Source organism: Prevotella sp. CAG:592 (assembly GCF_000436015.1).
Lineage (GTDB): Bacteria > Bacteroidota > Bacteroidia > Bacteroidales > Bacteroidaceae > Prevotella > Prevotella pectinovora.
In genome coordinates, this window is record NZ_FR892528.1 from 1 (window position 1) to 8,614 (window position 8,614).

Here is an 8,614-nt window from a genome sequence, read left to right on the forward strand (position 1 = left end):
ACGGGGGAGAACGAGAGGGGGCTGATGATGATCACCGGAGAGACCTACTCCTATTCACGACATCAGCCTCCACTTAATCATATCTGCCCCCACCTAACCTCTCCCGTATGATGGGCTGTCATAATCAGAGGCACAAACAACGAAAAGCGGTTGAACAACGATATGGAAGTCGTCATTCAACCGCTTCATTTAACCCTAAACGGTCATTATGCCGTTCGGCGTTTTATCCCAATTCTGTCATTATGCCGTTTGGCGTTTATCCCAATTCGAGCATTATGCCGTTTGGGGTTTAATCCTCATCGCCCCAAAGGTTGAAGCCATTGTTGTCCTTGGCAGTCTCTGGCTGAGAAGTACCGTTCCAAATGCTGATGCCTTTGTCGCTGAAGCCGTAGTTATTCTTCAGTGTCACTCCATTCTTCTCGGCAGTCAAGTTATTATAGGTCTTCACGCCGATGCTCGTGTTGTTCATCACGTTCTCGGTGTGCACCTTAATCAGCGTTGTCTCTGGTGATATATATTCTTTTCTCATTTTGTCTGTCCTCCCTAAGTTTTACTTTACGATAAATTTCTTTCCGTTCACGATGTATATTCCCTTTGGCAGACTGCGAGTGTCGGTGGCGTTCATCTTCTGTCCGCTCAGACTGTAGATGCCATTTGAGGCAACCTCAGCATCGTCGTTTCCGCTGATGGCGTTCCAGATGGCAGTAGTCTCGCCCTGCTCCTCAATGCCGTTGATGTGCATAGTGAGCTGCTTTGCTTCTGACGGGTTGGTAGAAGTGGAGATAATCCATGAGCGGAAAGCTCCTGCATGAGGTTTCACTGTGTTTGTCTCCACCTTGGTTGGGTCATACTGATAGAAGCTGTTTGTCTTGGCGTCGATGAAGTAAGAGTATTCAGGGAAGTCCACGTTGTTCCAAGAACCGGTGCATTTGAAGCCTGTGTTCACGATGTCAACTACCTCTTTGCTTGTCAGCGTAACGTTGTTGAATACCGGATTAGTCACTTTCTGTGATGGCTTCACGAGCACTGGAGTACCGCCGACTATCATCTGATAGAAATGTTCGAAGAGGTTGAGGTCTGTACCGTCAACGTCGTTGTAGTGCAACACTTTCACGTCATTACCGAACACGCTCTTCATCTGCTTCTGGCTCACGCTGAATGGCAATACCACGGAATACCATCTGCCGCTGCGGAATGTGCGGTTTTTGAGAGTTACGTTATACTGATTGCCAACTGTCAGACTTTCTATCGTTGTTGCATTGTCTTTATCTCCGTAGAGAGTCACCTTTTGCAAATTTTCAGTTTTGTAATCCGCATCTTTATCGAAGCAGAAACCAGAGAGGGCGAGCTTCGTTCTTGATGCGAAGAGATAGTAAGTTTTGCCAGCCTCTACAGGGAACTCGTATGTCACGTATCCCTCGCTGATCAGCATATATCCGGTATGGTCGTAGTTGGTGTCGCCGGTCTCGCTCATGCCGTCGCCCTTGAGAATATCGGCGTTGCAAGCCTCGTGGAGCACGATGATAGGCTGGATGCTCGTGCCGAGAGTCAGTGCCTTGCGCTTGTCAGCGTCGGCAACGGCAGAGTTGAAGTTTGTGAAGTCTTGGTTATTGCCGTCGATGATATTCTGGTAGTATGCCTGCAGCTTGTCCATGTATTCCTTCGTATAGAAGTTGTCATTGGAAGCATTGTCTGTATTTTGAATCTCTGTCCAGGCAGCCTTGTTCACCTTTGATGATGTGTAGGCATAATTGGCAGGTATGCTCTTGCCTGTCTCGTCGAGGAAGTATACCGGGCGCTTTCTAACCTTCTCAGGGTATAGCTTTCCGCCGACGTTATGGATAGCTCCCTGCTGCTCCACGAATACTGTGAGTTTTCCGTTGGCATCAGGCTCAAACTTGAAGAAGCTGCCCACTGCCGGCAGTGCGAAAGTCCTCTCGTGGAGTTCCTGGCTTAAAGCATTGCAGTGGAGATATTCATGGCTTTTGTTCTCGCCACCGATCTTTCCGTCGCCGAGTTCCGACTCCACGTCAGCAGTTCCATACAATGCCTTGACTGATACTGTGTGGATAGAACCGAGGGTGTTGTCGTTCTTAGAGAGAGCCGTGAAGTTGCTGCTTCCCTTTATGCCTCCGTATGTCATTGTTATGCCGCTAATATCCTTAACGGTAGTGCCAACTTCCTGTGATTCCGATGTATTCAGATATGTTGTGTTAGCGTCGAGCAGGAAGTATGTGCGTGATACGATGTCAGATTTTATTACTTCGTTATTGCTATTAGTATACTCTGCGTAAGCCCTTACTGTAGAAGTTTTTGTCAGATTCAATTTTACAGGCAATGATTCAGCTACAGTCCAAGTACTTGTGGTAACGGTGCCGTCATTGTTTCTTACCTCTGTTGCGTATTTTACCTTGAGCTTGCCGGAGGGAGCCTGTGCCCATTGCTGGTCTGAAATAGTTACATCGAGATTTGTTGCTACCGTTGCCTGGTCACCAGGAGTGATATCGGGAGTAGCGAGGCCGCAAGAACCATCGTTCTTGAACGACTCTGATGCCTGCTTATCACATTCTCTGTATTTGGTATCGTCGCCTATTTTCACACGCTTCGTGAAGGCATTCACTGTCACATCGGCATTATTACTCCATGCCATCTTCACTGTCTGAGAAGTCCCTTCCAGCTTCACTCTTTTTGTATTTCCAGCCGAGTTAGGGTTAGAACCATCTGTGGTGTACCAAGTTTCGAGCGTCGTTCCTTCTTGCCCCTTTGCTTTCTGAGTGATGGTGAACGACAACTGTGAAGTCGTCGTTTCGTAGGTGTTCAGAGTGATTGTAGGGGCGGTTACAGAAAGAAGTCTCAATTCACCGGGAATATCCTGATAGTAGATAGTGGCACCGAAAACGAAGAGGTCTCCAGTAGCGCTAGAGAATGTCACGGTATTATTGTTATTGTCTTTGTTCCAATCTACAGTTATTTGGCGAGGTGTTTTCCCGTCTTCAACGGAAATAATTCCACTTTTTTCAACTGTAACTGGGGTAATTTTTTCTGGCTTGTCTGTTTTATTTCTGCTTATCTTAAGCTCAATCTTGCTGATTGTAGCAACGTAGGCGGTGATGGTAAGATTTCCAGTTCCCTTTGAAGAGAACTTGACGTTGTTGTCATTAAAAGTAAGTCCTTTGCTCGAGAAAGTTGCCGTTATAGCTTCATCTTTTGATTGATGCTCTAAGTCTTTTTTGCTTAAAGGTGAAAGTCTTGTCCGTCGTTGTCCCTTGCGCCCACGCTACTGTCATGGAGCAAAGAAAGAGAATTACGAATGTGGCTAGTCGCTGTAGCGACCTCCTGCATTTGTGCTGCTTGCTGCCGGTAGAACTCGACAGGCAAGTCGTTCCTGTTTGTAGATTCTTCATTTTTTTGTTGTTATATTAATTTATTGTTCTTCTGTTGTACCTGGTTCTCGCTTCTGATATACGTGTTGGGGGCGCCGGTGTGGGCATCGTTTCTCCGCCTTGCGCCTTCTTGTGTCATTGTGGCAATTCCTTTTTGGGGAACTGCCGTCATGACGCTGTGCTTGTATGTCGAATTTTTTATGTTGTAGAGTCAGATAGATTCCCTTACCTTAGTCGACAGGTTTTTGCCTGTTTCCTTTTGGCTTACGAGTAGATTCTCTATACGTCTGTTTTGACTTACGAATGGAGTCGCTTTTTCGTCTGTTTTTGTAATTCGGTTTGGGATAATCTGTTGCAAAGTTACATAGATGAATGATACGTTATATTATCGGATGCGTTTTTTTTAACGAAAACGTTTGCGCAGACGTTGTGCTTATCACGGATAATATCGTTTTGGTGTGGTGTGTGGACATCGTCTTTATTATAATATGGATACATTATTATCACTGATTATTTATTTATTCTGTGGCGCTTTTCCTTTTTATATGATTTCAGACAAAACAAGATATGATTTTAGACAAAAACCAGGATAAACACCCGTCACGATGTCAAGCCCTAAGGGCTTTGGAACGCAGGCTGCATTATCCCTTTATGAGAGCAAGCTCTCAACAGGGATGCCGCAGCCTATATTCCGGTGCAGCTTCGCAGCACCTTGACATCGTGACGAGCGATAAACCAGGATAAACCTATAGTCAGTCACTGTGTTGAATATCAGCCCCCACCTAGCCTCCCCCGAAGGGGAGGGACTGATACACCAGGACATCGATAGTCCTTCGACATACAGAGTAACCAGCATCTCCCCTACGGGGGAGAACGAGAGGGGGCTGATGTTCATTGGCTGAATTGATTGGCTGAAGTCTTGACAAAGCAGAGTAACTTGTTCCTTCCCTTGGGGAAGGTTAGGATGGGTTATCTTTGGGTTTAATCGCTGTGTTCCACCCTGTCAGAAACGAAAAAAATCCCGCCAGGCAAAGCCCGACAGGATTCTTATTCTTGTGAGATGTCCAGTTTGTCAGTGCTTCGTGAGAAGCCGACAAGCGGGAACATCATGCGATGTATCGTCTGTTCAGCGATTAGAGCTGAGGACCAGCTGCAACGAGAGCCTTACCAGCCTCGTTAGTCTCATACTTCTTGAAGTTCTTGATGAAGCGGGCAGCGAGATCCTTAGCCTTCTCCTCCCACTGAGCTGCGTCAGCATAAGTGTCGCGTGGGTCGAGGATGTTGGTGTCTACGCCGTTGAGCTCTGTAGGAACAACGAAGTTGAAGAATGGGATAGTCTTTGTTGGAGCAGCGTCGATAGAGTGGTCGAGGATAGCGTCGATGATACCACGAGTGTCGCGGATAGAGATACGCTTGCCGGTACCGTTCCAACCAGTGTTCACCAAGTAAGCCTTAGCACCGCTCTTCTGCATCTTCTTAACCAGCTCCTCAGCATACTTTGTTGGGTGGAGCTCCAGGAATGCCTGGCCGAAGCAAGCAGAGAATGTAGGAGTAGGCTCTGTGATGCCACGCTCTGTACCAGCGAGCTTTGCTGTGAATCCAGAGAGGAAGTAGTACTTTGTCTGCTCAGCGCTCAGGATAGATACTGGAGGAAGAACTCCGAATGCGTCTGCAGACAGGAAGATAACCTGCTTTGCAGCCGGGCCCTGAGAGTAAGGACGCTGGATGTTCTTGATGTGGTAGATAGGATAAGAAACACGAGTGTTCTCTGTTACGCTCTTGTCAGCGAAGTCGATCTTGCCGTCCTTGTCCACAGTAACGTTCTCAAGGAGAGCGTCGCGTGTGATGGCACCGTAGATGTCTGGCTCAGACTCCTTGTCGAGGTTGATAACCTTGGCGTAGCAGCCACCCTCGAAGTTGAACACACCCTCGTCGTCCCATCCGTGCTCGTCGTCGCCGATGAGCTTACGCTTAGGATCGGTAGAGAGAGTAGTCTTACCAGTACCAGAAAGACCGAAGAAGATAGCTGTGTTCTCACCGTTCTTGTCGGTGTTTGCAGAGCAGTGCATAGAAGCGATGCCCTTCAATGGGAGGAAGTAGTTCATCATAGAGAACATACCCTTCTTCATCTCACCGCCATACCATGTGTTGATGATAACCTGCTCCTTAGAAGTTACGTTGAACACTACAGCAGTCTCTGAGTTCAGACCCAGCTCCTTGTAGTTCTCAACCTTAGCCTTAGAAGCATTGTATACGATGAAGTCCGGCTCCTGGTCGAACTCAGCCTCGTTCTGAGGACGGATGAACATATTTGTAACGAAGTGAGCCTGCCAAGCCACCTCAACGATGAAGCGAACCTTCATGCGGGTGTCCTTGTGAGTTCCGCAGAAACCGTCAACAACGAACAGCTTCTTGTTGCTCAGCTCCTTCTTTGCAATTTCCTTTACTGCAGTCCAAGCCTCCTTGGAAGCACGGTGGTTGTCGTTCTTGTATTCCTCAGAAGTCCACCATACTGTGTCGTGAGAATTCTCGTCGTCAACGATGAACTTGTCCTTAGGCGAACGGCCGGTGTAGATACCAGTCATCACGTTTACGGCGCCGAGCTCAGTCTCCTGACCTACCTCGAAACCCTCGAGACCTTCCTTGGTCTCCTCGTTGAACAACACCTCATAAGAAGGATTGTACAGAACCTCAGTAGTACCTGTGATTCCATACTTCTCTAAAACTGACTTATCAAACTTTGCCATTTTATAATAATGTATTTAGTGTGAATATTTCTTTTTATCTTGAATAACTATTGAATCTGTCTTTGCAGAATACCTATCGATTTCTGTATACCTACTGTTTAAAATCGGGGCAAAGGTAGTAAAATTCTATTTTTCAACAAAGCGATGGTTGCCAAAATAACACTCGTCTAAACAATTTTAGGTTAAAGAAGTTTAAATGCTTGTTACCTAATAATCTTTTGCAAATCATGTATGGCAAATTCTCTTACAATTGATTAATTTTGCAAGGATGACAAATTGGGTTTTAATATTTTATAATAACATAAAAATAATATTTCTTTTATTTTTATTGTTTCCAGTATGTTCTTGCACTATTGACTATAAACCTAAAGGGCATTGGGTCGAAAATAGCACGAACGATACTTTAATTATGGAAATGAATGTATGTGATACAATAAGTAACGGCTTGGAATGGATCTACAATTCGTCAGATTCTACTTTGTCTAGTATTGATGATACAATCTCAGGAAATATTCTTGGGAAAAAGACTGTATTCTACAAATACTATTACGTGAAGCCTGCCTCAAAATCAGGAGCTTTGTTTCAAGACTTTGATACGTGCTATTTGTATGTGATAAAAAGTAAAACATTAAATAAATATCCAATTGAAGAAATTCTTAGAAATAAAATGTATGATAAACGAATTTTGACAAAGAAAGACTTTCATGATCATGAATATAAATATCGATAAAACAAGAATATTCTTAAAAACAAAAGAAGAAAGATATTGCTTCCAAATTACACGTTGCAATAATGAATTATAAGAAGGGGGATATTTCGTCAAAAATAACATAGAACAGATTTAGCAAACAAAATAATTGGGAAAAAATATGAAAGTAATAAACTTCAGTGATCAGAATTCCATCATCAACCAGTATCTGGCAGAGATGCGCGACAAGGACTATCAGCAGAACCGACTGCTCTTCCGCAACAACATACAGAGAGTGGGCGAGATGATGGCATACGAGATAAGCAAAACGCTTGACTATCAGCAGAAAACCGTGCATACGCCGCTTGCCGACGCAGAGGTCAGCGTGCCGGTGGACGATGTGGTGGTGGCAACGATCTTCCGTGCCGGACTGCCCTTCCATACCGGATTCCTCAATGTCTTCGACCATGCCGGAAACGCCTTCGTCAGCGCATACCGCAAATACACCGACGAGGAGCATACCCAGGTGGGCATACACATAGAATATCTTGCCACTCCCGACCTGACCGGCAAGACGCTCATCATCGCCGACCCGATGCTCGCCACCGGAGGTTCGATGGAGCTGGGCTGGGAGGCTCTCGTGTCGAAAGGCAGACCCAAGCATGTGCATGTGGCGTGCGTCATAGCCACGCCGGAGGGTGTGGACTATATCAAGACCCATCTGCCGGAGGAGAACACCACGATATGGTGTGCCGCCATCGACCCAGGTCTCAACGAGCATAAGTATATCGTTCCGGGATTCGGAGATGCCGGCGATTTGTGTTATGGCGACAAGCTGTAGGATACTACAGGATAGATTATAGGTTTTGACCGATTTGGGTTTAAAGAAGACTTCGTATCTTCTGACATAAGTTACCCCTGCCTTTCTTCCTCTGGAAGGGCAGGGCGTTTTATTTCAAAAGCCCGGTCGGTCATCATGACGTTTTGGGCAACCGCTTGGCGTAAAATCTGCCCAACCGGGGCAAGCACCTTGCCCATGATGAGAAAGCAGCGTGCCCCATGTGGGCAAGCACCTTGCCCGTTTTTTTGTTCAAATGACATGGTGGCAAGGGATATTGGAGATGGCGTACAGCTTGCCCCGAAACCTATTGTCATTCCGTGTTTTCATTTTTAGACCGGTGGAACATCGCCTTATGATGATGGACACTGTATTATCACAGATATAACATGTTGGCGGAATTAAATTAGCGCACGCTTATTAATGACCGATTGGGGTTAAAATTGGGCACGGTGCTTGCCCAACTGGGGTACGCTGCTTTCTCATCATGGGCACGGTGCTTGCTCCGGATGGGCAGAATTGCAGTCAGACGTCTGCCCAATAAGTTAATGTTGTAATACTCATATTTCTGATTTCGGGATTCAGTCAACTCATGCAGTTCATGCTATCTGACAATTCCTTCCATCAGCAAAACCATCCAGACAATTGGCTGACAATCGTAAGGTGGTCAATTGCTTGTTTGTCTGGATATTACGGCAAAAAACCAGATGGTCTGACAGTTTTTTCGGCAATTCTTGATTTTACTGAGAATCAAGCGATATTTACAACTTTTACTCATATCTGTCAACATAAATTAATCCCGCCAACGGGTAGATATAATTTATTCCGTGGTGCTTTTCCTCTTTATATGATTGCAGACAAAACAGAATATGATTTAGACAAAGAAACGGGATGTGATTTTAGACAAAAACCAGGATAAACCCATAGGACAACCCATCCTAACCTTCCCAAAGGGAAG

Annotated in this window: 7 protein-coding genes; 3 read left to right on the forward strand and 4 right to left on the reverse strand. The window is 45.6% G+C overall.

Annotated features, from left to right (window positions below):
- Positions 1 to 289: 289 nt before the first annotated feature.
- The 3 genes from QVO99_RS02835 to pckA form a co-directional block, all read right to left on the reverse strand.
- On the reverse strand, positions 290 to 529 hold the full coding sequence (locus tag QVO99_RS02835) for a hypothetical protein (protein WP_022316076.1): 240 nt from the start codon (positions 527 to 529) through the stop codon (positions 290 to 292).
- 21 nt (positions 530 to 550) lie between these two features.
- Complete coding sequence (locus QVO99_RS02840) at positions 551 to 2,932, reverse strand: hypothetical protein (RefSeq protein ID WP_022316077.1); 2,382 nt, start codon at positions 2,930 to 2,932, stop codon at positions 551 to 553.
- Positions 2,933 to 4,516: 1,584 nt separating this feature from the next.
- Positions 4,517 to 6,130: a phosphoenolpyruvate carboxykinase (ATP) gene (pckA, locus tag QVO99_RS02845; protein ID WP_022316079.1), complete on the reverse strand. Its 1,614-nt coding sequence runs from the start codon at positions 6,128 to 6,130 to the stop codon at positions 4,517 to 4,519.
- 409 nt (positions 6,131 to 6,539) lie between these two features.
- Here pckA and QVO99_RS02850 point away from each other — a divergent pair, with 409 nt between their 5' ends.
- Positions 6,540 to 6,860 (forward strand): hypothetical protein, encoded by a 321-nt coding sequence (locus QVO99_RS02850; protein WP_278841081.1) that lies wholly within the window; start codon positions 6,540 to 6,542, stop codon positions 6,858 to 6,860.
- A 139-nt stretch (positions 6,861 to 6,999) separates the two neighbouring features.
- Positions 7,000 to 7,659 (forward strand): uracil phosphoribosyltransferase, encoded by a 660-nt coding sequence (upp, locus tag QVO99_RS02855; RefSeq protein WP_022316081.1) that lies wholly within the window; start codon positions 7,000 to 7,002, stop codon positions 7,657 to 7,659.
- A gap of 71 nt (positions 7,660 to 7,730) precedes the next feature.
- On the opposite strand, the gene QVO99_RS02860 is transcribed toward upp, so the two are convergent.
- A complete protein-coding gene (locus QVO99_RS02860; protein WP_022316082.1) occupies positions 7,731 to 7,973 on the reverse strand; it encodes a hypothetical protein in 243 nt (80 codons plus the stop codon).
- Between the two features lie 284 nt (positions 7,974 to 8,257).
- Between QVO99_RS02860 and QVO99_RS02865 the strand changes: the two genes are divergently transcribed.
- The gene (locus tag QVO99_RS02865; RefSeq protein WP_288176896.1) at positions 8,258 to 8,575 is read left to right on the forward strand and encodes a hypothetical protein; all 318 of its coding nucleotides are present in this window, start codon (positions 8,258 to 8,260) and stop codon (positions 8,573 to 8,575) included.
- Positions 8,576 to 8,614: the final 39 nt, after the last annotated feature.